This window comes from Priestia flexa, assembly GCF_021441905.1.
Taxonomy (GTDB): Bacteria; Bacillota; Bacilli; order Bacillales; family Bacillaceae_H; genus Priestia; species Priestia flexa.
Window position 1 is genome coordinate 3,506,769 of record NZ_CP090431.1, and the last position, 25,086, is coordinate 3,531,854.

Below are 25,086 nucleotides of genomic sequence, written 5' to 3' on the forward strand. Positions count from 1 at the left end.
ATCACCCTTCTGCTTTTAATTCTAAAAGAAGATCACGAAGCTCAGCTGCTCGTTCAAAGTTAAGAGCTTTTGCTGCTTCCTTCATTTCTTCTTCCATTTCTTGAATTACTTTTTGCTTTTCTTTTCCAGTCATTTTATCAAACGCAGGTGCTTGATCGTAGCTTTCAGTATCCTCAGCTACAATTGTTGCTCGGATTGCACCTCGAACTTCTTTTTGAATTGTCTGCGGCGTAATGCCGTGTTTTTCATTGTATGCTTCTTGAATGCTGCGACGACGATTCGTTTCACTAATCGCAATTTCCATCGAGTTAGTGATGCGATTTGCGTACATAATAACGTGACCATTAGCGTTACGAGCCGCTCGACCAATTGTTTGGATAAGTGAACGCTCTGATCGTAGAAATCCTTCTTTATCTGCATCTAATATCGTGACAAGTGACACTTCAGGAATGTCGAGTCCTTCCCTTAGAAGGTTAATTCCAACTAAAACGTCAAATTTACCAAGACGCAAATCACGAATAATTTCAATTCGCTCAAGCGTTTTAATTTCAGAATGCAAATACTGTACTTTAATGCCGATTTCTTTTAAATAATTCGTTAAGTCCTCTGACATTTTTTTCGTTAGCGTTGTAATGAGAACGCGCTCGTTTTTCGCAATTCGATCTTGAAGCTCTCCAATTAAATCATCAATCTGCCCTTCAATTGGTCTCACTTCAATATTTGGATCCAATAATCCCGTTGGTCGAATGATTTGTTCAATAACATCAGGCGCTTTTTCAAGTTCATAAGGCCCTGGCGTTGCCGAAACGTGAACAATTTGATGGATATGATCTTCAAATTCATCGAATTTCAACGGACGATTATCAAGCGCTGAAGGAAGACGAAAACCATGGTCAACAAGCACTTGTTTTCGCGCTTGGTCCCCGTTATACATTCCGCGAATTTGTGGAATAGTCACATGTGATTCATCGACTACAAGAAGAAAGTCTTCTGGGAAGAAATCTAGCAGCGTGTATGGTGTTGATCCTGGTGGACGTAGCGTTAAATGACGAGAGTAGTTTTCAATTCCGGAACAGAAACCCATCTCTCTCATCATTTCTAAATCATAGTTTGTGCGCTGTTCAAGGCGCTGAGCTTCTAATAATTTGCCTGCTTCTCGCATCTTTTCAAGCTGTTCTTGAAGCTCTTTTTCAATATTTTTAATCGCTACTTTCATCTTTTCTTCTCGAGTGACGAAGTGAGACGCCGGGAAGATGGCCACGTGTTCTCTATCGCTAAGGACTTCTCCGGTTAAAGCATCAACTTCTCGAATACGATCAATTTCATCTCCGAAGAACTCAATGCGAATGCAGCGCTCATCTCTTGATGCTGGGAAAATCTCCACCACATCTCCACGCACGCGAAATGTCCCGCGTTTAAAGTCGATGTCATTGCGTTCATACTGCACGTCCACAAGATCTCGAAGTAGCTGATTTCGCTCCTTTTCCATGCCGACACGAAGCGAAACAACCATTTCTTTATATTCTTCCGGTGAACCTAATCCATAAATACAAGATACGCTGGCAATAATGATAACGTCGTTTCTCTCAAACAACGAAGACGTTGCAGAGTGACGTAGCTTATCGATTTCGTCATTAATGCTTGCATCTTTTTCAATAAACGTATCGGTTTGTGGAACATAAGCTTCAGGCTGATAGTAGTCGTAATAGCTCACAAAGTATTCCACTGCGTTATCTGGAAAGAACTCTTTAAACTCGCTATATAGCTGCCCAGCCAACGTTTTATTATGAGCAATAATTAAGGTAGGCTTATTAACCTCCTTAATTACATTAGAAATCGTAAATGTCTTACCTGTTCCTGTTGCACCTAATAACACCTGCTGCTGTTTTCCTTCATGAATACCTTTGACAATTTTTTCAATTGCCTTAGGCTGATCCCCTTGAGGTTCATATGAGGATACTAGCTTAAATTGATCTGCCACAGAGAGGCCTCCATTTCATTAGTGTTAAAATTATAGCACTGTAATCCCTAAAAACACGAACTTATATTCGTATTTTATCATTTCTTTTTATATAATGGAACTGAATAGTATTGGACTGTTCAAATTTTCCTTATTTCTTCATCTCTCCTTTGTATACCCAGTCTGAGCAAATATATAATCCCATTGCGAATTAGCTGGAAAATCGGACAAAAGAAGCGCTTTGCGACCTTATAAAAAGTGTGATACATTTAATTAAAAGTAAGAATATGAAAGGGGTTTAGTACAATCCAATGAGCTCAATTAAAATAAACGACTCCTTTATTTTAACCAGTCCATCTACATCCATATCCCAAATAAAATCGGAACTTTCTAACTTTGAATATGTCATCGTTTTTGATAAGCATTATTATATCTTTCATACAAAAGAACAGTTTGCCCTCCAGAGTGCTTCGATGAGCATGCCTATTATTGATTGGATTCACAAAACCAACTGGTCTCCTTCTACTATCTCTACTTGGCTTGACCTCAAAACATCAAAGGTTAACTGGGAGCGCCCAGTTCTTATTCAAGCATATGAAACTAATTCTATTCACGGTGTACTTCACCCTTCTGACTGGATTCACTATCTACAAGCTGAAAATGAAGATGTTTTCTCTTATTTTGAAACATTAGGAGAGACGATTAACGACGCCGTAACCGTTGTTGACGATAAAGGGAAAGTAGTGCTATGGAATACCGCCGCTGAAAACACTTACAAAATTGCAAAACAAGCAATTGTTGGCGAGTTCATCAATACGTATTTCGATGATGAGTCCATTGTGCTACATAAAATCTTAAACGAAGGTCGACCGATTCGGGGAGCTTACCATAAGCCAAATAAAGAAACGCACGTGTTAGTGAATGCTTCTCCTATTGTAAAAGGCCATAAAGTTATTGGTGCAGTGGCAACTGAGCATGATATTACCAATATTATTCGACTGCACGAAGAAGTGGAACAAGACCCACTGATAGGAGATAAGAGCTTATTTTCTTCTATTATTGGCGAGAACTCTACCCTTGAAGAAGAAATTGAAATGGCTAAAAAAGTTTCGTCTACAAATATTCCTATTTTATTAACGGGTGAAGTAGGATCTGGAAAAGAGCTTCTTGCTCAAGCTATTCATTATGATAGCACAAGGCGAAACGAACCCTTTATTACGCTAAACTGCGCAACCATTCCTCCCGGCCTCATTGATATGGAGTTATTTGGATATCAACAAGGCGTGTTTTCACAGCCTACAACCGATAAAAGGCCTGGGAAATTAGAGCAAGCAGCAAACGGCACCTTATTTATTCAAGACGTTCACAAGATGCCTTTAGACGTTCAAATTAAACTGTGTGACTATCTCGAAAACGCCGCTTATTACATGACGGGAAGTAATGAGCAAGTTCAGGTTAATACAAGAATTATGGCTTCAACCTCTGTACTGTTAGAGAGCTTAATTGAACAAGGAGAGTTTTATGAAGGTCTCTATTATCAACTAACGGTCATTAATATTCATATTCCACCGTTAAAAGAGCGTCAGAATGAAATTCCAACGCTCATTACACAATTTATTGAAGAATTCAGCACAAAGCACGAAAAGGTAAAACCAACTCTTGATGAAGAAGTGGTTGAAACGCTTTGTCATCACGATTGGCCTGGTAATGTAAGAGAACTTCGAAATACCATTGAACGGTTAATTTTACTTAACGATTTGCCAACTATTACGGCACAGCACTTACCAGCTGAGTTAAAACGCCAAATCACTCTTCATGAACCCTTGAATGAAACCTCATCTGAAAAGCAGCTCATTCAAGATACGCTAAAAAGAACCTATGGTAATAAGAGCGCCGCAGCTGATTTATTAGGGATTTCAAGAGGAACATTGTATAACAAAATTAAAGAATATGGTTTGTAACGAAAAAGAGTTTGGGACATAACAAAATGATTGCTTCTAAAAGACGAACAATAGATGTTCCCATCTCTTTAGTTTGTCTCAACACGTTCGTTCCATTGCGCTACGGCCACTCGCTTTCCGCGGGGAGGAACCTGAGCTTCCTCGCTGCGCTGCGGGATCTCCGTTTTCCCTCTCTTTCCCGCAGGAGTCGAGTGTCCTACGCTCCATTCCACCCTGTTTCCAACATTGTTTTCACAATCAACAAAAAACCTGAGCGATTAAAAGTTATGAACTCTCAATCGTTCAGGTATAGTAAGGACTGAACTACTTATGTCTCAGTCTCTTTTTCGTTACGCTGATTGATTATATTCTTCAAACTCACTTTGCGTTTTCTCGTTCGGAGCAGGTGTTAATAAGCTTACTACTACAATTCCAACTAAGCTAATTAAGAAACCCGGAATCATTTCGTATAATAAATCCGATAATCCAGGGATTTTTGTCCATACAACAACCGTCACGGCACCAAGCACCATACCTGCTAGCGCTCCCCATTTGTTCATTCGCTTCCAATAAAGGCTCAATAAGATAACAGGGCCAAAAGCAGCTCCAAATCCAGCCCATGCATAGCCGACTAACGATAAGATTGTACCACTTTTATTAAATGCAATCATGACACCAATGATGGATACAAGAAGTACAAATCCACGTCCAATCAACATTAGTTCTTTATCACTTGCTGATCGGCGGAAAAATGTTTTGTACAAATCTTCTGTCAATGAGCTCGAAGTTACAAGAAGTTGTGATGAAATGGTACTCATTACGGCTGCTAATAATGCTGCTAATAAGAACCCTGTAATAATTGGGTGGAATAAAATTGTGCTTAACCCGATAAATACTGTTTCCGGGTCAGCAATTTCTAGACCTTGATTCGTGTAATAAGCTAAACCGACAAACCCTGTCAGCATGGCTCCAACGACTGAAACAAGCATCCAGCTCATTCCAATACGACGAGCAGGCTTGATTTCTTTTACAGATGAGATAGCCATAAATCGCACGATAATATGTGGTTGGCCAAAATAACCTAACCCCCAGGCAAACAGCGAGATGATACCTAAGAAGCTTGTGCCACTAAAAATATTGAATAAGTCCGTATCAATGTTTCGAACCTCACTCATTGCCGGACCAAATCCACCCATCTGTGTAAGAACTACAACTGGCACAAGGATTAAAGCAACAAACATTATAATTCCTTGAACGAAATCGGTCCAACTAACGGCTAAAAAGCCACCAAACAATGTATAAGCTACGACTACTCCAGCTACAACCCATAAGCCTATCTCGTAGTCTAGATTCAGCGTTGTTTCAAAAAGAACGCCTCCTGATACGATTCCTGATGAAACGTAAAAAGTAAAAAATAGAATAATAACAATAGCCGAAATCATACGTAGCATTTTGGAATCATCGTTAAAGCGATTTTCTAAAAACGCTGGAATGGTCATTGAATTATTAGCCACTTCTGTATACTTACGAAGACGAGGTGCAACAAACAGCCAGTTAGCATATGCACCTAACGTAAGCCCAATTACAATCCACGAAGCGCTTACCCCCTGAACAAACATAGCACCAGGCAACCCCATCATCAACCATCCACTCATATCTGAAGCTCCTGCACTTAAAGCCGTTACGCCTGGGCCTAGCGAGCGTCCTCCCAATACATAGTCTGATAGATTAGAAGTCCTTCGGTACGCATAATAACCAATTAACAACATACCGATCATGTATACCACAATGGAACTTAACAGCTGAATCTCCATCAAATCTCTCCTCTCAAATTTGCATAGAAATAATATACTAGATTTTAATTCAGAAGTAACCAAAAATTTTATGATAAAAAAATAATCAGAAAGGGCACAGTGCCCCTCTGATTAAATCCATTTAAATCTTTCTAGCTGTCATTTTCCCTTGTGTAAATAGAAGTAGATAGTCATAGCCACCCGCTTTAGAGTCCGTTCCTGACATATTGAAACCACCAAAAGGATGTACTCCTACCAACGCACCCGTACATTTTTTGTTAATGTACAAGTTTCCGCAGTGCATTTCATTTAGAGCAGTCGAAATACGATTCTCATCGCGAGAGAAGAATCCGCCCGTTAACCCGTAATCTGTATCGTTATAAATCTCAATTGCTTCTTTCCAGTCAGCTGCTTTTGCCATCGCAAGAACAGGCCCAAAGATTTCTTCTTTCATGATGCGTGCCTGCGGACTCACATCTCCAAATACAGTTGGTTCGATATAGAAGCCATTCCCTTCAGCCGGACCACCGCCTGTTAGAAGCGTTCCTTCACCTTTTCCAGTCTCAATATACGACAAGATTTTATTGTATGCTTTTTGATCAATTACTGGACCCACTGCATGATTTTCTTCCGGCAGTCCAATGCTAAGCTTTTTCGTACGTTCTACGACCTTTTCTACCACTTCATCATAAACAGATTCCACGATAATTGCACGAGAACCTGCTGAACACTTTTGTCCTTGGAAGCCGAATGCTGCTGCCACAATTCCATCAGCAGCTGCATCTAAATCAGCTGTTTCATCTACTACAATTCCATCTTTACCGCCCATTTCAGCAATAACACGCTTTAACCAAATCTGTCCAGACTGTACTTTAGACGCCCTTTCGTAAATACGACAACCAACTTCACGTGAACCCGTGAAGGAAACAAAGCGTGTTTTTGGGTGCTCAACCAAGTATTCGCCTACTTCAATACCGTCTCCTGGCACAAAGTTTAAGACTCCTTCCGGTAAGCCTACTTCTTTCATGAGCTCCACAAATTTAGCCGCAATAACCGGAGCTGAATCAGCTGGTTTTAAAATAACTGTGTTCCCCGATACAATTGCCGCTACGGTCGTTCCTGCCATAATTGCGAGTGGGAAATTAAATGGTGAGATGATTACCCCTACTCCAAGTGGAATATACGCCATTCGCGTCTTTTCACCATCTACAGGCGTTAATGGCTGATTAATGTGCGTCTCGCTAAGGCGAAGCATTTCTCTTGCATAAAACTCCATAAAATCAATTGCTTCTGCTGTATCTGCATCTGCCTCAGCCCAATTTTTCCCTACTTCATAAACGAGCATCGCAGAGAATTCATGCTTACGTTGACGCATCAAATCCGCTGCTTTAAATAAATAGTCCGCACGCTCAGCCGGTGAAACGTTCTTCCACATTTCAAACGTTGTTAACGCTTGTTGCATTGCTTGCTCCGCTAAAGCCGTTGTTCCTTTGCTCACGCGCCCAATGACGTCATCTTTACTTCCAGGATTGATTGACACAATATAATCTCCTGTATCAATTGTTTCGCTACCAATTGAAATTGGGTAGGTTCCCCCTAGCTTACCCTTTACTTTTTCTAAGGCTTTTTCCATCGCTACTTTATTTGCTTCAACTGTAAAATCAGTGAAAGGTTCATTTTTAAATACAGATGGTTTTGTTGTAATTGTCATATTCATCTACCCCTTTATGTGAAATTATTTTACAAAATTCTTTAATACAAACCATACATTCGCCGGGCGCTCAGCTAAACGGCGCATAAAGTACCCAAACCAATCTACACCGTACGGTACGTATACGCGCACCTTGTAACCTTCTTTAATAAGCTTATCTTGTAAATCAACACAAATACCGTACAGCATCTGAAATTCAAATTGATCCTTTGGAATATTCAGTTTTTTAACCAACTCTTTCGTATAGTCAATCATTGCTTCATCATGGCTTGCCACGGCTGTGTAGTTGCCGTTTTCTAAATGCATTTTAATAATTTCTTTAAAGTTTTCATCCACATCTTTTTTTGCTGGAAATGCTACTTCAGGTGACTCTTTATATGCCCCTTTTACTAAGCGTAAGTTTGCTTGATATTGATTTAGGTCTTTAATGTCTTGCTGCGTACGATATAGATATGCTTGAATCACAATTCCAACGTTATCATAGTCTTTTCGCAGCTCTTTATATATATCTAGTGACTGCTGACAATGAGCATAATCTTCCATATCAATTCGAACAAAAATCCCATGCATTTTGGCAACCTCAAGAATTTTGCGCATATTATCCATGCAGAGCTCTTTGCTAATATCTAAACCAAGAGATGTCATCTTCAATGATAAATTCGAATTAACATTTGAATGAGCAATCGCATGTAATGTTTGCACACACATATCGGTAGATTCAGCTGCTTCCTCTTTGGTATACACAAATTCTCCAAGGTGATCTAACGTTGCAACCTTACCTGCAGCGTTCAGCTCTCTACAAGTGTTAATAGCAGATTCAATTGAATCACCTGCCACAAATCTTGCCGCACCCATTCGTAGACCATACCTTTTTGCTAATTTATTCATTGAGTGATTTTTGCCTAACGATTGAAACATCGTTCTCATTAAAACCTCCATCAATACCAAGCCTCCTTCATTACATTAAGATTTAAAAAGATTCTTAACTTACTATATGTTCAGTATACTCTCCTTTCTACAATTTTGTAAACGCTTTCTATATATTTTTTGAACAAATTTGTTTATTTTTTATAAAATATACACTTTTGTTCAATTCGTAACTTGATTATATCTAACACAATAGGAATATACTAGAAAATTGTTAAGACATCTGCCATACTTTTTTTACAAAAAAAACCCTACTTCTTTTAATAAAGAAATAGGGTTTGTCACTTAAACAGCTTCCGATGTTAGCTGCTTGTAGTTATGAACGAATAAAATACCTAGCTCGTGATGTTCATTATCATACAAAGCGCGCTGAGCAAAGCGAACCTCGCCAGAATAATCAAGCACCTCTAATTTACAGAAAGCACGATTATTAACCTGAAGCGCTGCATAAAATTTAGCAACTTCTGATACAGGAACACCGTTTACTTTCGTAATTAACTCTCCAACTTGTAAGCCCATTTTTTCAGCGGGCGATCCTGGAATAATACCCAATATGATAACACCTTCTGATTTTTTTGTGAAAAATGGTGCAGCATTCTCATCTGCTAGACGTTGCTTCGTACTAATCCACTGTCTAACCACAATGGCGAGAGCCGCCACAACAAATGAAAATAGCGGAACAACTAATGTCACAAGCGCCACTAAGACCAAACCAACACCTAAAAACAACACTCTTTTTCCAGTAAATGAAATCGATGCGCTTGGCAACATACTTTGAATGCGCTGGCTAAAACCTATAGCAAATGGAACAAAAAATAAGCTAAATGACGTTTGACCTACTGTAAGCACTGGCCACCAGCTGAAGGTAGATGTAATTGCATCACCAGGAACTAATAAAAACACAGGAACAACCCAAAGCTTTTGAGAAAAGTGAGCACCAATCTCTTGGCCTCTTTTGCTCTTAATGATAGCAGGAGAGGTTCCTTTTACGCCAAACTTCCAAATCAAATATCCTTCTGCTACTACTAGTAGCGCTAACAAAAACGTTAACGATGGTAAATTTGCATCCTTTAATTCAAGTGACCATGTATGAACAATCCCATCTCCAATTCCCACATTTGGAATAACTAGCGTAGCAAAAATGGTTACGCCCAATACATAAGCGGGCGATAACCACCGAAATGTCCACGGCCCACTCAAAAGAAACGTAATCAAAGCAACAAACACAAGTGTTCCAATCGTTACGTATGTCCCTACTAAAACAGTGCAAATTGAAAGGATCACGCCAATAATAATGCCTGGAAAAAATAAATACTTCGCTTCTAAGATAAAATCAAATACCCGAACATGAAAGTTTTTTCGTTCACGCTTAACGCGTGCCAGACCAACAAAGAATGAAACCAGTAAAAATAAATAGGTGAGCGGATGTATAAAAAGCTTTCCCGCTCCTTTTAGGATTTCTATTACAACTTCCATCTTTCCACCGCCTACTACTCCCTCAACTTCTTATTTTTTATTTATCACCGCAGATTTATATGTATAACCAGTAATTTCATTTTAACAAAGTATGATAACAACCGCCAATGTTGTTTTTTTCTAAAAAACAGTCCTCCAAGTACTATGAGAAAAGGAACAAATCATTCATATTTGTATGTTAACTGTCCGTTATACACATATGTGTTCAATTCTATTTACCCAAAAAAAGGGCATCTACTGTGTAGATGCCCTTTTTCTTACTTCTTTATTAAAATTTACGCGCTGCTTCTTTCGCTTTTTCAATGCCGCTTGCTTTAATTTCTTCTGCTTTTGCAGGCATTGCATTATGACCTTCTACAAATAATCCTTCAAATGATGGAACTCCAAAGAAGTTCATCATAATACCAATGTAGCGATGTCCCATCTCCACATCTGCTGCTGGACCTTCTGAATAAATACCGCCGTTTGCTTGGATATGAAATGCTTTTTTATCTGTTAATAACCCAACTGCTCCTTGCTCTGTATAGCGGAATGCTTTTCCTGCTACAGCAACAGAATCTAAGTATGCTTTCATAACGGGTGGGAATGAGAAGTTCCACATTGGATTTACAAATACATATTTATCAGCATTTGCAAATTGATCGCTCAGTTCATTTAAACGAGCAATTTTACGCTGCTGGTCAGCTGATAGCTTATCAAATGCTTCACCTGCTCCTAATTTGCCCCATCCACCAAAGATATCTGCATCTAATTGTGGGATATCCTCTTTATAAAGGTCAATGTGTACAACCTCATCGTTTGGATTTTCTTCTTTATATGTGTCAATAAATGCTTTTCCTGCAGCCATACTAAATGAAGTTTGATGGTCATGCGGATGTGCTGTAATATACAATACTTTTGCCATGTTGAATTCGCACCTTTCTTTCACTTTTTAATAACTATGTTACTAATAGTAACTTAGGTAATCTTTTTAGTCAACTATTTTATTCTCATTTAAATGATTACCCTGTTTGTTAGTATGCCTTTTAAACAAAAAAAAAGACTGGTAAAAGTCTTTTTAAAAAGTTGTAGCAATAGTCAACGCTTGATTCATTGCTTTTTCTTTAATTTCTTGTGCTTTAGTTGGAAACTTTACCTGACCTTCAATAATAATGCTTTCAAAGGATTCAATCCCAAAAAAGTCCATCATTACTTCCAAATAGCGATGTCCCATTTCACGGTTCACTTCTGGTCCTTCTGAATAAACATCACCTCGCGCTTGAATATGAAGTGCTTTCTTTCCTTTTAACAAACCTTCAGCGCCTTCTTTTGTATATGTAAACGTCTTGCCTGATACAGCAATTGCGTCAATATAAGCCTTCATAATGGCAGGTACCGAAAAATTCCACATCGGTGTAACAAACACGTATTTATCTGCTAGTAAAAATTGTGCACCTAGTTCTGCTAGGCGTCCTACTTTCATTCGTTCATCTGATGATAACTCTTCTAAAGAACCTGTTTCACGCAGCTTCTTCCAGCCGTTAAACACATCTTTATCTAGAAATGGTATGTCAGCCGTATATAAGTCTAAATGAACGACTTCATCATTTCGATTTGTTTCTTGATAGGTTTCAATAAATTGCTTACCTACCGCCATGCTTAATGATTCATCTTCACTTAGTGGATGTGCAGTAACATAAAGAACGTTTACCATCTTTGACATTCCTTTCTGTAGCTAGTCTTCTGCTTCTGTACTTGTTAGTCTTTGATCCAACTTTCTGCCCATTGCGTAATCGGACCTAAAATTTGCCCTAATTCTTTTCCTTTTTGAGTCAGCGTATATTCTGTGCGAATCGGACGCTCCGGTATAACAGTGCGTAGCACAATACCATGCTCTTCTAACTCTTTAACTCGCTCAGTTAGTAACCTTCTGCTTAAAGCCGGAATCGCCTCATTGAGCTCGCTAAAGCGCTTTGGACCACTCATCAGTACATAAATGATTAATCCTGTCCATTTTTTACCGATTAGTTCAAAGCTCTTCTCTACCTTTGGCTGTAATTCTTTTTGTTCTTCCATATTAGTGAGCTCCTCCTTTATTAATATGGATGAAAAACCAACTTGTTCACTTATTGTAACAGAAAAAGAGAATAAACATGCTCACTATTTCTACAAAAACCCCCTCTCTGCAAGCCTACAGAGAGGGGGTTTTTCTATTCATTCATTATTCGCTCGCAAGCTTTAGAGCTGTTTCTAATTGACGGTCATCTTCTTTTGACTTGATTTTTTCGAGCAGCTTTGTCTGAAGTAATGCTGCTGTATCTTCGTCAATTTCTCCCGTCACTTTTTGATCATTTGTTTTTTGAAACGCTTTTACAGCCGTTTCTGTTTCTTTACCGAAATATCCATCGGTACGGCCAGGTTCAAACCCTAATCCCTTTAACATTTGCTGTGCATTTTTGATTTGATCATCTGTCATATCAAATTTTAATGTTTTAGTAACTTGAATTGGATTTGTGTAGTAATAGTCAGGCTGTTTTACTTCAACAGTTGGCTTAATTCCTTTTTCATTAATCCAATTGCCATCTGGCGTTAACCATTTGTAGAACGTCAGCTTTAAGTTACTGCCGTCTTCCATTGGCACTGCTTGCTGAACTGTTCCTTTACCATATGATTTTTCACCAACGATGTCATATCCGCCAGCTTCTTTTAATGCACCAGCTAAGATTTCTGAAGCAGATGCACTACCACCATCGATCAGTCCTACAATTGGATAATCTTTTGGTTCTTTTAAAGAAGACTTAACCGTTTGACGATCACCGTCACGCTCTTCAATTTGTACATACGGCTTGTCACCTGTTACAAGTTCTTCTAACATTTTCTCCACGCTTTGGAGATAACCACCTGGATTTCCACGCACATCAAGGACAAGTCCTTCAATATTTTTCTTTTCAAGTTCCTTTAGCTGCTTTTTAAATTCATCTTGGGTAGATTCAGAAAATGACGTAATCTCCATGTAGCCAATTGATTTGTCATTTACTTTCTTCACAGATGAATAAACAGTTTCAATTGGAATTTCATCACGTACCACATCAACTTTCATCATGTCTTTTACACCGGGACGCTGAATATCTAATTTAACTGTTGATCCTTTTTCACCACGAATTTTTAACACAGCATCATAAAGCTCTAATCCTTCAATGCTTTTACCATCAATTTTTAAAATTTGATCGTTGGGCTTTAAACCAGCTTTCTCAGCTGGTGATTCTTTAAATGGTGCTACGATTGTGACTTTACCATCTACCATGCTAACTTCTGCACCAATTCCTTCAAAGGATGAGTCAAGTGATTGTTCAAATTGCTTTGCTGTTTCCTTATTCATATAGGATGAATGGGGATCATCAAGCGTCTGTACCATTCCTTGAATAGCACCTTCTAGTAATTTTTTTTCGTCTACATCCTTATAATATTGGGATGATATAAGGTCATAGGCTTGCTTAATCTTGTCAAATTCACCATTTACATCTACATTACTTGTCCCTGTAGCTGACGAGAGACTTGATAAACCAACGCTTCCAGCGCTTGCATATTGTAATCCAAAATAAGTACCTGCTGCTCCAACTACAAGAGAGAGCACCATCAATAATGCCACTATTTTCCGATTCAAGCTCTTTCATCCTCCTCAACCCTGACCCATCTCTTTTTATTATAATAGATAGCCTTGAAACTATGTAATAAAAAGGATGCATGTGTTATTTGTAGCAAAAGGCACCACACAAATCAAGTGTGATGCCTTTTTGTTAAGATTTTATGATAAGCTTGTACAACATATGCACAAAATTAGAAGTTAATATAATTTTCAGGGTTTACAGCAGAGCTGCTTCCTTGCCAGTCTCCTTTGTGAAGTTCAAAGTGCAAGTGTGCACCGAATGAACGACCAGTATTACCCATGTAGCCTAGCTGTTGACCTTTTCCGATTGACTGACCGCTAGACACATTATAACTTTCTAAGTGAGCATAAACAGATACCCAAGTTTGGCCATTGACGTTATGGCGTACAAATACAACATTCCCGAATGATGATGAGTAATACGCTCGAATAACTGTGCCATCCGCTACGGATACAATTGGTACACTACTACCACGTTTTCCAATATCAATTCCGTAATGCATGCGACCAAATTTTTCACGGTAACCATATCGAGATGTGACTGGTCCGTTAGCTGGACGCATGAACGAACCGCTTGTTATAGCTGGTGCTGGTGCAGCTTCTGCTTTTTGAGCTGGCGCTGCGCTTGGTGCCGATTTTGCTGCTGGCTGTGACTGGCTTGCCTTCGCTTCTGCTTCAGCTTTTGCCTTTGCCTCCGCTGCAGCCTTCGCTTTTTCACGCTGCTCTTGTTCCCAAGCTGCCTTTTCACCTTCTGCTGCTTTCTTTTGATCTGCTAGTAGAGCCGCTTCTTCTTCTAAGCCAACAATTTCATCGTTTGCTGATTGCTCTTGCGATTGTAACGTAGCAATTAATTTATCTTTTTCATCGACTTGCTTCTCAAGATCTGCTGACAATGTTTCAAGGTCTTTTAGCGCTTTTTCAAGTGACTCTAGTTTTGTTTGAACAGCTGTTTCTTTTGTTTGAAGTTCTTTTTTGTCTTGCTCATGTTGAATTAATAACTCACGGTCTGCTTCTACAATTGTAGATACTGCACTAACACGGCCGATAAAGTCACCAAAGCTTTGTGAGCCTAGTAGAACTTGCATGTAATCCACTGAGCCACCGCTTTCCTGTAACGCTACAGCTCGATCTTTTAACAGTTCATTTCGCTTTTCAATACGTTCTTTTACTTCTTCAATATCTTTTTTTAATTTTTCAATTTCTTTCTTTGTTTCTGATATTTCAGACTCGCGATTTCGGATTTTCTCGTTTGTCTCACCGATCTTCTCGTCTAAACGCTTCATTTCGGCTTCTGTTTTTTTCTGTTGCTCTTGTAAAGATTTAATTTCTTCTTTACCTTCATTAATGTTTTTGTTTACATTTGAACTTTTTTCATTTAAATCGCTAATCTTTTTATCAATGTCTCCGTTTGCATAAGCGATATTCCCCGAACTTAACCATACACCGCTTAGCCCGACAAAAGCCGCTGCTGTAACCGTTAATACTTTGCGTTTCATTTGTCTGTTCTCCTCATTTGTACGTGTTTTTTTATGTGCTTATCATCTTTATATGTAAGAAGACAAATCTAACGTTTAGGCTAGATTTGTCGTGGTACTGAATAATACAACTTATTTTTTTAAGAATTTTCGAACTGATAGCATACTTCCCCAAACGCCGATAAATCCACCGACTACAGCAAGTAATAGCGCAATTTGAAGCGTGAATGGGAACGTTGGTAAAAGCTCAAAATATCCGTTGAATTTTGGCTCAGATTGGTTGAATACAAACGTGTATACACCAATTAAGACACCGATTGGTACAACTGAACCTAATAATCCAAGCAGCAAGCCTTCAATGAAGAATGGCCAGCGAATAAATAGGTTTGTTGCTCCTACTAATCTCATAATCTCAATTTCTTCACGACGAGCAACGATGGTAATCTTAATTGTATTAGAAATTAAGAACATTGCTGTGAAAAGCAAACCGATAATTAAAGCAATTCCAATGTTACGGGCAACTTCTAGGACGTTAAACAGTTTTTCAACTTCACCTTGTCCGTATTGCACATTTGTAACATTCGAGTATTTTTCAACTTCTGTAGCAACCTTAGCTACATCGTTTGGTGTTTTTGTTTTGACAATAAATACGTCATTTAATGGGTTTTGCTGTTCAAAAGGCTCAAATGCTTTCCCTTCTTCACCCATACTATCAATTAAGCTCTTGAGCTCTTTGTCTTTAGAAGAAAATGACACCGTATCAACACGGCTAATTGCTTTTAACTTCTCTTCAATAGCTGACTGCTCTTCATCTGTAGCTGCTGGATCGACGTGTACTCGAATTTCAACGTCGTTTTCAATTAAATTGGCTACGTGATTTAGGTTAAGCATAAGCGTTAAAAAGACACCAACTAGTAGTAAGGTAACTGTTACCGCACTAGCTGATGCAAAAGTCATCCACCCGTTTCGACTAAGACTTTTTGCTCCTTCTCGTAAGTGGCGACCGAATGTTCTAGCCTTCATATCCGTAATCACCTCTTACTTCGTCACGCACAACTTTTCCATTTTCAATAGCAATTACTCGTTTACGAATTGCATTTACAATTTCACGATTGTGAGTTGCCATTAAAATCGTTGTGCCACTTTTATTAATTTCTTCAAAAATGTCCATGATTTCCCAAGAAGTTTCAGGGTCTAGGTTCCCTGTCGGCTCATCTGCAATGACCACTTTTGGTTTATTCACAATAGAACGCGCGATTGATACACGCTGCTGCTCTCCACCAGATAGTTCATCGGGGAACGCTCGCATTTTATTTTTCAGCTTTACAAGATCAAGCACTTCCATTACGCGCTTTTTAATTTCCTCTGGGTGCTGCTCAATCACTTCTAAAGCAAACGCCACATTTTCATATACCGTTAGCTTTGGTAGAAGCTTAAAGTCTTGGAAGACTACCCCAATATTACGACGGAAAATTGGTACCTTGTGACTTTTAATTTTGGCTACGTTTGAGCCATTGACAATGATATCGCCCGTAGAAGGTTTCTCCTCGCGATACATCATTTTAATAAATGTGGATTTACCCGCTCCGCTTGGTCCTACGATATAAGCAAACTCACCTTGATTAATCTTGATGCTAATCCCATTGATTGCTTTCACACCGTTCGGATACGTTTTATAAACATTTTGCATTTCAATCATCAGTTATCACCTAATCAAGTGTGTTATTTTCATTCCCCGTCTTTCGACAAAGAATTACAAAAAAAATCAAAAAAAACGACTCATTTCAGTTGCTTTCTCATTATAACATCACTTTTCGAGAATTTAAGCCCTAAAAATATTACATTTTTATTTCAAATATGACATTAGTCGGATTCATACACTTTCCTATATCCCCCTAAAAAGGAGTCTGCTCTCAAAGAAATTTAGAAAAACAGCAGGACTATCCTCGTCTATATTTTGTAAAAAAATAAAACGAGAAGCTTTTTTGCTCCTCGTTTTGCATCATTTCTTTTCGGCTAACCACTCGGCAATTTTGCTCGCTTCCTCTTCGTTCACCAAGCCTTTTGGCATGCTTCCTTTCCCATTATTGATAATGTCTTCAATTTCTTCTTGTGAATATTTCGCACCAGTCTTCTCAAGGTTTGGTCCTCTTGCACCTTCAAGGTTTTGCCCATGACAGCCCGAACAGTTTTGTTGGTAAAGCTCTTCCCCACTTGCTTCAGAAGCTGTTTCAGAAGACTCATTCCCTCCACCGCACGCTGCCAATGTAAAAGATGCTCCTGCAATGATTGCTAATGCTAATTTCTTCATGGCTATTCCTCCTCATTCCATAATAAAATTAACCATTTTGTGAAGTTTTTCACTCTATTATAACCTACTTATGAACGTTTAAAACCCTCTCCTAGTACCTCTGAAGCGTCTGCAACAATGACAAATGCAGATGGGTCAATTGCTTTAACCGTTTGTTTCAATTTTGTGAATTCTGTTTGTTCAACTACAACCATTAAAATTGGTCGCTCTTCATCCGTATACCCCCCGTAGGCTGACAAACGCGTCACCCCCCGGTCAATTGTATGTAAAATTTCGTGGCGCACTTCTTTTTCTTTATTGGTAATGATGAGCGCCATTTTTGAGCGCCCGACGCCTACTTGGACAAGGTCAATGGTTTTACTTGTGACATAAAGGCCGATTAGCGCATATAGCCCTCGTTCTAGATCAAATACGAAAGCAGCCGCAATCACAATGAGCCCATCAATTAAAGCTACACAAATACCGAGCGATAACGATGTATACTTGTGAATAATTTGCGCAGCTAAATCCGTGCCTCCAGTGGATGCGTGTCCTCGAAACACCAGACCTAACCCAACACCCACACCAATTCCACCAAACAACGCTCCAAGAAGCGGATCAGTTGTAGCTGGCTCAATATCGCTTGTTAATAAGACAACAAACGGTAAAAAAACCGTACCAATTAAGGTTTTGGCTCCAAATTGCCAACCAAGTAGCAACGCTCCTAAAAGAAAAAGCGGTACGTTAAAAGCCCACTGAACATAGGCTGGAGACCAATTAAATAATGCATTTAAAATCGTGCTGATACCGCTTATACCACCAGATGCAATACGGTTAGGAAGTAGGAATATATTAAAGGCTATCGCGACGATACTTGCTCCAACCATGACATAAACAATTTGCAGCAGTCGGTCGGATACAGAAAATACGTCTCGTTTCAATCTTTTCATGATAGTCACCTCAGTTAACGACTTTTACCATAGCGTATGTAACTTTTAAGCAACTCATGCTGTCAGAAAAAAACCCTGGTTCCACGCTTGCGCGAAAATCCAGGGGTAGCTATCACTCTTAAATATGTGAACGTAAGTAGGCATCAATAAATAAATCAATGTCTCCGTCCATTACGCTTTGTGTATTTCCGATTTCAGTATTTGTACGGTGGTCTTTTACAAGAGAATATGGGTGGAATACATAAGAACGAATCTGACTTCCCCAACCGATATCCTTTTGCTCACCGCGAATTTCGGCTAGCTGTTCTTGCTGCTTTTCAATCTCTAGCTGATAAAGCTTCGATTTTAACATTTTCATCGCTTGCTCACGGTTTTTGATCTGTGAACGCTCTGTTTGACAAGAAACAACTACGTTAGTTGGTAGATGGGTAATACGAACAGCTGAATCGGTCGTATTAATATGCTGACCACCCGCACCACTTGCACGGTACGTATCTACTTTTAAATCCTCTGTACGAATATCAATATTGATTTCATCGTTAAACTCAGGCATGACATCACATGATACGAACGATGTATGACGACGACCAGATGAATCAAACGGCGAAATACGTACAAGACGGTGTACGCCCTTTTCTGCTTTTAAATAGCCATATGCATTATGACCTTTAATTAGTAACGTAACGCTCTTAATTCCAGCTTCGTCTCCAGGAAGATAGTCTAACGTCTCAACCTTAAAGCCTTTTTTCTCTGCCCAGCGCGTGTACATACGCAGTAGCATTGAGCCCCAGTCTTGAGATTCCGTTCCGCCTGCACCCGGGTGAAGCTCTAGAATGGCGTTGTTCTTATCGTAAGGCTCACTTAATAAGAGCTGTAGCTCAAATTCATTCATACCTGACGTTAACTGTTTTAATTCGTCAACTAGCTCGGTAGCTAAATCTTCATCGTATTCTTCTTTTACAAGCTCATACGATACTTGTAAATTTTCATACGTTTCATCTAAGTGATTAAACTGATTTACAGCATCCTTTAAGCCGTTTGCTTCATTGATAACTGTTTGTGCTGCTTGCTGATCATCCCAAAAGCTTGGATCAGCCATTCTTTCATCTAGCTCATCGATACGAGCTTGCTTGTTATCGAGGTCAAAGAGACCCCCTAAAGTCCGCTAATCGCTTAGCTGTTTTCTCTAACTCTTGCTTAATTTCTACTAAATCCATCGTTCAAACACCTCTATCTTATTTTTGACACACAGGAAGGAAATGGGGGCTGCCCATTTCCTTCCTGACGGTTGCTATCTGTATGTGATTGTAACACAGTTTGTCGCTAAACCAATAATGCTTCCTTACTTTTATGCTTCTTTTCCGCAGCAGTTTTTATACTTCTTACCGCTTCCGCAAATGCATGTATCGTTACGACCTACATCAACTGCGTTGACTTTTGGCTTTTTTTTCGCAGGTGCATCCCCTTCTTTTGGATGCACAGCAGCTTGTCCTTTCGCTACTTCTTGACGTTCAAGGTTGTTGTTAATCTCTGCTTTCATCATATACTTCGTCACTTCTTCTTCAATTGTGGCAATCATGTTTTCAAACATCGCAAAGCCTTCCATTTGATACTCGCGAAGTGGGTCTGTTTGACCGTATGCACGAAGGTGAATACCTTGACGTAGCTGATCCATCGCATCGATATGGTCCATCCATTTTGAATCAACCGCGCGAAGAACAACAACTTTTTCAAACTCACGCATTTGTTCTGGCTCAAGCTGGTCTTCTTTTTCGTTGTAGCGCGCTTTTGCATAATCAACAAGTATTTCTACAATTTCTTCAGGCTCTTTACGGCGCAACATTTCTTCCGTGATTTGCCCTTCATCTAGAATATTAGCATTTACATAATCAACAATACCTTGTAAATTCCAATCTTCTTCTAACTCATCGCTTGGCGTGTACGTAGCGACAACTCTTTCAACCGTTGATTGGATCATGCGCTCTACAATATCACGCAGATTTTCTGAATCCAACACTTCAAAGCGCTGCTTGTAGATTACTTCACGCTGCTGACGTAATACATCATCATATTGAAGCAATTGTTTACGCGCATCGAAGTTGTTACCTTCTACTCGTTTTTGCGCAGATTCAACGGCTCTTGTCACGATTTTACTTTGAATTGGCTGTGAATCGTCCATACCAAGGCGATCCATCATGGACATCATGTTATCAGAGCCAAAGCGACGCATCAGCTCATCTTCCATTGAAAGATAAAATTGAGAAACCCCCGGGTCTCCTTGACGACCAGCACGACCACGCAGCTGGTTATCGATACGGCGTGATTCATGACGTTCTGTACCGATTACGGCTAAACCGCCTGCTTCAATAACACCTTCGCCTAACTTAATATCTGTTCCACGTCCAGCCATGTTTGTTGCGATTGTCACCGCGCCTTTTTGGCCAGCGTTTTCGATAATATCAGCTTCACGCTCATGCTGCTTTGCATTTAAAACGTGGTGCTTGATACCTTTTTTCTTTAATAATGAAGACAATAGTTCAGACGTTTCAATCGCTACTGTACCAACAAGCACAGGCTGTCCATTCGCATTGCGCTCAGCGATATCTTCGACAACGGCTTTGAACTTGCCTTCCATCGTTTTATAAATTAAGTCTGCTTTGTCATCACGAGCAATGTCTTTATTCGTTGGAATTACAACTACCTGCATGTTATAGATGTTTCGGAATTCTTCTTCTTCCGTTTTCGCTGTCCCCGTCATACCCGCTAGCTTTTCATACATACGGAAGTAGTTTTGAAACGTGATTGTTGCAAGCGTCATGCTTTCGTTTTGAATGTCGACATTTTCTTTTGCTTCAATTGCTTGGTGAAGCCCATCGCTAAAGCGACGACCTTTCATTAAACGACCTGTAAACTGATCGACGATTACGACTTTCCCGTCTTCTACCACATAGTCAACGTCATTTTGCATCGTTACGTGTGCTTTTAACGCTTGGTTAATATGGTGGTTTAAGGCTACATGCGAGATATCGAACAGGTTTTCAATACCAAACGCTTTTTCAGCCTTAGACATTCCGTCCTCAGTTAACTGAACACTTTTGGTCTTCACATCAAACGTATAGTCCGTTTCTTTATCAAGCGTGCGAACGAATGCATTAGCTTGAATATAAAGAGCCGTTGACTTTTGAGCAGTTCCAGAGATAATCAACGGTGTACGCGCTTCGTCAATCAAAATGGAGTCAACTTCATCGATTACAGCAAAATGAAGGGGACGTTGTACCATTTGTTCTTTATAAAGCACCATGTTATCACGTAAATAATCGAATCCTAGCTCGTTATTTGTTGTATACGTAATGTCAGCAGCGTACGCTTCCTGCTTTTCATCCTTTGTTAAGCTGTTTAAATTCAAGCCAACCGTTAAGCCTAAAAACTCATAAAGACGCCCCATTTCAGTTGCATCACGGCTTGCTAAATATTCATTGACCGTTACAACGTGCACGCCTTTTCCAGTAATGGCATTTAAATAAACAGGCATAGTTGCAGTTAACGTTTTACCTTCCCCTGTTTTCATCTCAGAGATATTCCCCTCATGTAAGGAGATACCACCCATTAGCTGCACTTTATAAGGATACATGCCTAACACACGCTTTGCCGCTTCACGTACAACTGCAAAAGCTTCTGTCAGCATATCGTCTACAGATTCACCATTTTGATAACGTTCTTTAAAGTCTACTGTTTTCTCACGAAGCTGATCATCTGTCAGCGATGCGATATCAGGACCCAACGCATCAATCTGTTCAGCCATTCGTTCTAAACGACCGATTTGGCGTTGATTTCCGTCAAACACTTTTTTAAATAATCCAAGCATATTAAACGCTCCTCTATTTATAATCAATACATCTTGTACTTGTTATTTCCTTATTATAAAACATTCTGAATAAAATTGTAACATCGGGGCTAGACAAGTAGCAACTTATACCCATTATTACTCAACTGATGATTTGATAAATACTGCCTAGAACGAACGGGATAAGCAACGTAAACTAGACATCATTAAAAAAGACAGCGAGTAAAGCTCGCTGCCTTAGAAGTTACTGTATTTAGTTTGGCTCAATCAGGCCATATCGCCCATCTTTTCGACGATAAACGACATTGGTTGTATTTGTGTCGGCATTTGTGAAGACAAAGAAGCTATGACCAAGCATATTCATCTGTAAAATTGCTTCTTCACTATCCATTGGTTTTAAGTTAAATCGTTTTGTACGGACAAGCTCTAGCTCTTCTTCATCCGTTTCAGCTGCAACGGCAACGCTTGAGTCACCTTCTAACGCAGCGAATAGGTATTTTTCAGCACCTTTTTCACGCATTTTACGGTTCACTTTCGTTTTATGCTTGCGAATTTGGCGCTCAAGTTTATCAAGGACAAGGTCGACTGCGGCATATAAATCTGTATGCGTCTCTTCAGCACGTAATACAAGATCAGTCATTGGAATTGTAACTTCTATTTTTTGGTCGTTGTTGTATACTTTTAAGTTTACATTTACATCAGCATTAGGTGTACCATCGAAATAGCGCTCTAACTTGCTGAGCTTTTTCTCTACATATTCCCTGATTGCTGGAGTTACCTCAATGTTTTCGCCACGAATGTTGTACATCATATTCGAACTCCTCCTTTAATCATTGCTATACCTCTATATTTCTACAATACCCGACACTTTCCCTTCCTAAACCTATATTTTTTTTGAAAATTCAGCGAATAAATTTTCAAATTTAAGAAAGTGTATGTTAGAACTAAAAAAAAAGACCTTCTTCAAAGGGGACTGACCCCTGTTTTTGAGACAGGAATCAAAACACCTTTTAAACAACCCGTTTTCTGTATTGTACAGGAGACTGGTTGTTTAATTTTGTTTGAATACGGGCATGGTTATAATACGTAATATAGCTTTTGACGGTTTGCTCTATGATGGTAGTCGTAGTGTATGTCAACTCGTCAAGGTAGAACGTTTCAGACTTTAGTGAGGAATGAAACGATTCAATTGAGGCATTATCTGCAGGCGTCCCTTTTCGGGACATACTCATGATAATGCCTTTCTCTTTAATTGTTTGTTGATAAGCATACGATGTGTACACAGAGCCTTGATCACTATGCAACGTGCACCCTTCCGGTAGAGAAGGGAGTTGGTTAAGCGTGTCTAAAACAAACGCGACATTTTGACAATCACCTATGGAATACGCAATAATCTCTCCGTTAAATAAATCTTGAATACTTGAAAGATACAATGGTTTCGGCCCAAAAGGCAAGTACGTAATATCAGTCACGAGCTTTTGAAGAGGGCGTTCAGCTCGAAAGTCACGTTTTAATACATTCTCTGCAACCTGATAAGGTTGCCCTGTTCGCTGCCGTTTCTTCCGTTTAACGCGACATTGCCAACCGTATTTCTGCATGGTACGCTGCACAAACTTGTGGTTAATCTTCATGGTTCGCTTGAGTACAGCTGTGATCTTCCGATAGCCATATCGAAACTTGTGTGCACGACATTGTTCACCCACTTGCTGTTCCATCCATTTCTTTCGTGTATCCTGTTGACTATGCTGCTTCCAACGGTAGTAAGTGGACCGAGGAATACCAAGATGGAAACAGATTTGATAAATAGGGATTTGTTCTTTTAACTCTTCCACTAGGTTCACTGCGATTTCTGGTACCACTTCCTTTCCAATTCCTTGTACTTTTTTAAAATCTCGATTTGTTGCTTTAATTGTCGGTTCTCAGTCTTTAACTTAGCTGTCTCGTTTTCAAAATCAGGACCTTTTCCATAGGCATATTGCTTGCCTACTGGCTGTTCCAACCGGTGTACATCCCCATTTTGATACCACTTCATCCATGTTTTTAATTGAGTAGGATTCCGAATGTTTAGTTGTGATAATACTTCTTTTACAGGTACACCGGCTAACCTCATTTCAATCGCTTTTAACTTTATTTCGACTGGATAACTGACTCTTGTTCCCATAGAAAAAACACCTCCAAGTGATTGTTAGGTACTACATACCCAGTTTTCAACTTAAAGGTGTTTTTTATTTGTCTCACTTTATGGGGTCAGTCCCAAAGAGAAGAAGGTCTTTTTTTTTTCGAATTTTTACGTCTTCTATTCAGTTTCGCTTATCGTAAAAACTCCCATCGAATGTTTCATTTCCATACGGGTTAACATAACGATTAACATGCTGTTTTTTGGCCTTTGTTTTTTGAAGGTCCTCTTCAACACTTTTTTTCCATTTTAACAATGTTGAATCAATGATGGCATTCATGCTAACGATGATGTTCCCTCTCGAATCATTCTTGCTTTCTTTCGACTGAACAAGCTCGTCAATATACTGACTGCGCTCTTGAAGCAAGCCTTCCACTTTCGCAATCATATTCTCACGTTCTTCTGCAAGAAGCGGCTTTTGGACAAGGCCATAGAGCTCAGCCGTCAGTTCATATACGGAGTCGAGAGGTGTCACGCTTGTCCACCTGAACCATGGGTTTGCTTACGATTCATTTGAATAACCTGCTTCCACGTATCGCGAAACTCAACGGCATATCCCTCTACTTCGTCGAGGAGTTCTACGCGATTTTGAACATTGGCTTCAATTAAGCGCTGATTCATATAGTCATACATCGCCATCATTTCTTTTCCAACAGCAGCGCTTGTATCTAAAGTAACCATTAGCTCTTGAATAATCTTTTGTGCTTTAAGTAAGTTTTCGTTTTTCGCTTCAATATTGTGTTGTTCAAACCCAATACGGGCCATTTTAATAAATTTAATGCATCCGTTGTAAAGCATCAGCGTAAGTTCACCAGGTGAAGCGGTTTGAACTGCCCCTTGCTGATACGCTTGATAAGGATTTGCTGCCATTTCCTTCACTCCTTCTCGTACTCTTTCT

Annotated in this window: 21 protein-coding genes; 1 reads left to right on the forward strand and 20 read right to left on the reverse strand. The window is 39.4% G+C overall.

All coding sequences use genetic code 11. The features are described from left to right. Position 1 precedes the first annotated feature (1 nt). Positions 2 to 1,981 carry an excinuclease ABC subunit UvrB gene (gene uvrB / locus LZP85_RS18090; RefSeq protein ID WP_078989104.1) on the reverse strand — a complete coding sequence of 660 codons (1,980 nt, stop codon included), beginning with the start codon at positions 1,979 to 1,981 and terminating at the stop codon, positions 2 to 4. Positions 1,982 to 2,271: 290 nt separating this feature from the next. Between uvrB and LZP85_RS18095 the strand changes: the two genes are divergently transcribed. Then, the gene (locus tag LZP85_RS18095; protein ID WP_025907404.1) at positions 2,272 to 3,921 is read left to right on the forward strand and encodes a sigma-54 interaction domain-containing protein; all 1,650 of its coding nucleotides are present in this window, start codon (positions 2,272 to 2,274) and stop codon (positions 3,919 to 3,921) included. Between the two features lie 329 nt (positions 3,922 to 4,250). Here the strand turns inward: LZP85_RS18095 and putP are convergent, their stop codons facing one another. The 19 genes from putP to fliS form a co-directional block, all read right to left on the reverse strand. Next, entirely contained in the window at positions 4,251 to 5,714 is a 1,464-nt protein-coding gene (putP, locus tag LZP85_RS18100) for a sodium/proline symporter PutP (RefSeq protein WP_061786616.1), read from the reverse strand. A gap of 121 nt (positions 5,715 to 5,835) precedes the next feature. Beyond that, a complete protein-coding gene (pruA, locus tag LZP85_RS18105) occupies positions 5,836 to 7,404 on the reverse strand; it encodes an L-glutamate gamma-semialdehyde dehydrogenase (RefSeq protein ID WP_076512312.1) in 1,569 nt (522 codons plus the stop codon). Between the two features lie 24 nt (positions 7,405 to 7,428). After that, complete coding sequence (locus LZP85_RS18110; RefSeq protein ID WP_119542628.1) at positions 7,429 to 8,343, reverse strand: proline dehydrogenase family protein; 915 nt, start codon at positions 8,341 to 8,343, stop codon at positions 7,429 to 7,431. Between the two features lie 273 nt (positions 8,344 to 8,616). Beyond that, complete coding sequence (locus LZP85_RS18115; protein ID WP_025907012.1) at positions 8,617 to 9,807, reverse strand: PDZ domain-containing protein; 1,191 nt, start codon at positions 9,805 to 9,807, stop codon at positions 8,617 to 8,619. 268 nt (positions 9,808 to 10,075) lie between these two features. Then, the gene (locus LZP85_RS18120) at positions 10,076 to 10,711 is read right to left on the reverse strand and encodes an FMN-dependent NADH-azoreductase (RefSeq protein WP_061786086.1); all 636 of its coding nucleotides are present in this window, start codon (positions 10,709 to 10,711) and stop codon (positions 10,076 to 10,078) included. A gap of 153 nt (positions 10,712 to 10,864) precedes the next feature. Then, positions 10,865 to 11,500, reverse strand: a complete 636-nt coding sequence (locus LZP85_RS18125; RefSeq protein ID WP_119542629.1) for an FMN-dependent NADH-azoreductase — start codon at positions 11,498 to 11,500, stop codon at positions 10,865 to 10,867. Between the two features lie 44 nt (positions 11,501 to 11,544). Next, positions 11,545 to 11,862, reverse strand: a complete 318-nt coding sequence (locus LZP85_RS18130; RefSeq protein WP_025907017.1) for a winged helix-turn-helix transcriptional regulator — start codon at positions 11,860 to 11,862, stop codon at positions 11,545 to 11,547. A gap of 145 nt (positions 11,863 to 12,007) precedes the next feature. After that, positions 12,008 to 13,450 carry a S41 family peptidase gene (locus LZP85_RS18135; RefSeq protein ID WP_119542630.1) on the reverse strand — a complete coding sequence of 481 codons (1,443 nt, stop codon included), beginning with the start codon at positions 13,448 to 13,450 and terminating at the stop codon, positions 12,008 to 12,010. A 173-nt stretch (positions 13,451 to 13,623) separates the two neighbouring features. Beyond that, positions 13,624 to 14,949, reverse strand: coding sequence for a murein hydrolase activator EnvC family protein (locus tag LZP85_RS18140; RefSeq protein WP_206782921.1), 1,326 nt, complete (start codon positions 14,947 to 14,949; stop codon positions 13,624 to 13,626). A 111-nt stretch (positions 14,950 to 15,060) separates the two neighbouring features. After that, positions 15,061 to 15,951, reverse strand: coding sequence for a permease-like cell division protein FtsX (ftsX, locus tag LZP85_RS18145; protein WP_119542632.1), 891 nt, complete (start codon positions 15,949 to 15,951; stop codon positions 15,061 to 15,063). Then, positions 15,941 to 16,627, reverse strand: coding sequence for a cell division ATP-binding protein FtsE (gene ftsE / locus LZP85_RS18150; RefSeq protein WP_061786090.1), 687 nt, complete (start codon positions 16,625 to 16,627; stop codon positions 15,941 to 15,943). Before ftsE ends, ftsX begins: the two co-directional genes overlap by 11 nt. A gap of 303 nt (positions 16,628 to 16,930) precedes the next feature. Beyond that, the gene (gene cccB, locus LZP85_RS18155) at positions 16,931 to 17,239 is read right to left on the reverse strand and encodes a cytochrome c551 (protein WP_025907023.1); all 309 of its coding nucleotides are present in this window, start codon (positions 17,237 to 17,239) and stop codon (positions 16,931 to 16,933) included. Positions 17,240 to 17,307: 68 nt separating this feature from the next. Next, positions 17,308 to 18,105 (reverse strand): YitT family protein, encoded by a 798-nt coding sequence (locus LZP85_RS18160; protein WP_407681857.1) that lies wholly within the window; start codon positions 18,103 to 18,105, stop codon positions 17,308 to 17,310. Positions 18,106 to 18,286: 181 nt separating this feature from the next. Beyond that, a protein-coding gene (gene prfB, locus LZP85_RS18165; RefSeq protein ID WP_138116421.1) for a peptide chain release factor 2 occupies positions 18,287 to 19,385 on the reverse strand; the annotation gives its coding sequence in 2 pieces (ribosomal slippage) (positions 18,287 to 19,321 and positions 19,323 to 19,385; 1,098 coding nt in all). 131 nt (positions 19,386 to 19,516) lie between these two features. After that, entirely contained in the window at positions 19,517 to 22,033 is a 2,517-nt protein-coding gene (gene secA, locus LZP85_RS18170) for a preprotein translocase subunit SecA (RefSeq protein ID WP_119542634.1), read from the reverse strand. Between the two features lie 232 nt (positions 22,034 to 22,265). Further along, complete coding sequence (gene hpf, locus LZP85_RS18175; RefSeq protein ID WP_119542635.1) at positions 22,266 to 22,823, reverse strand: ribosome hibernation-promoting factor, HPF/YfiA family; 558 nt, start codon at positions 22,821 to 22,823, stop codon at positions 22,266 to 22,268. 199 nt (positions 22,824 to 23,022) lie between these two features. Continuing rightward, positions 23,023 to 24,173 (reverse strand): IS3 family transposase gene (locus LZP85_RS18180; protein ID WP_163071374.1). Its coding sequence is split into 2 segments (ribosomal slippage): positions 23,023 to 23,900 and positions 23,900 to 24,173, totalling 1,152 coding nucleotides; the frame shifts between segments, so codons are not numbered across the junction. Positions 24,174 to 24,312: 139 nt separating this feature from the next. Then, positions 24,313 to 24,663: a flagellar protein FliT gene (locus LZP85_RS18185; protein ID WP_025907030.1), complete on the reverse strand. Its 351-nt coding sequence runs from the start codon at positions 24,661 to 24,663 to the stop codon at positions 24,313 to 24,315. Beyond that, positions 24,660 to 25,058, reverse strand: a complete 399-nt coding sequence (gene fliS, locus LZP85_RS18190; RefSeq protein ID WP_025907032.1) for a flagellar export chaperone FliS — start codon at positions 25,056 to 25,058, stop codon at positions 24,660 to 24,662. Before fliS ends, LZP85_RS18185 begins: the two co-directional genes overlap by 4 nt. Between the last annotated feature and the right edge of the window lie 28 nt (positions 25,059 to 25,086).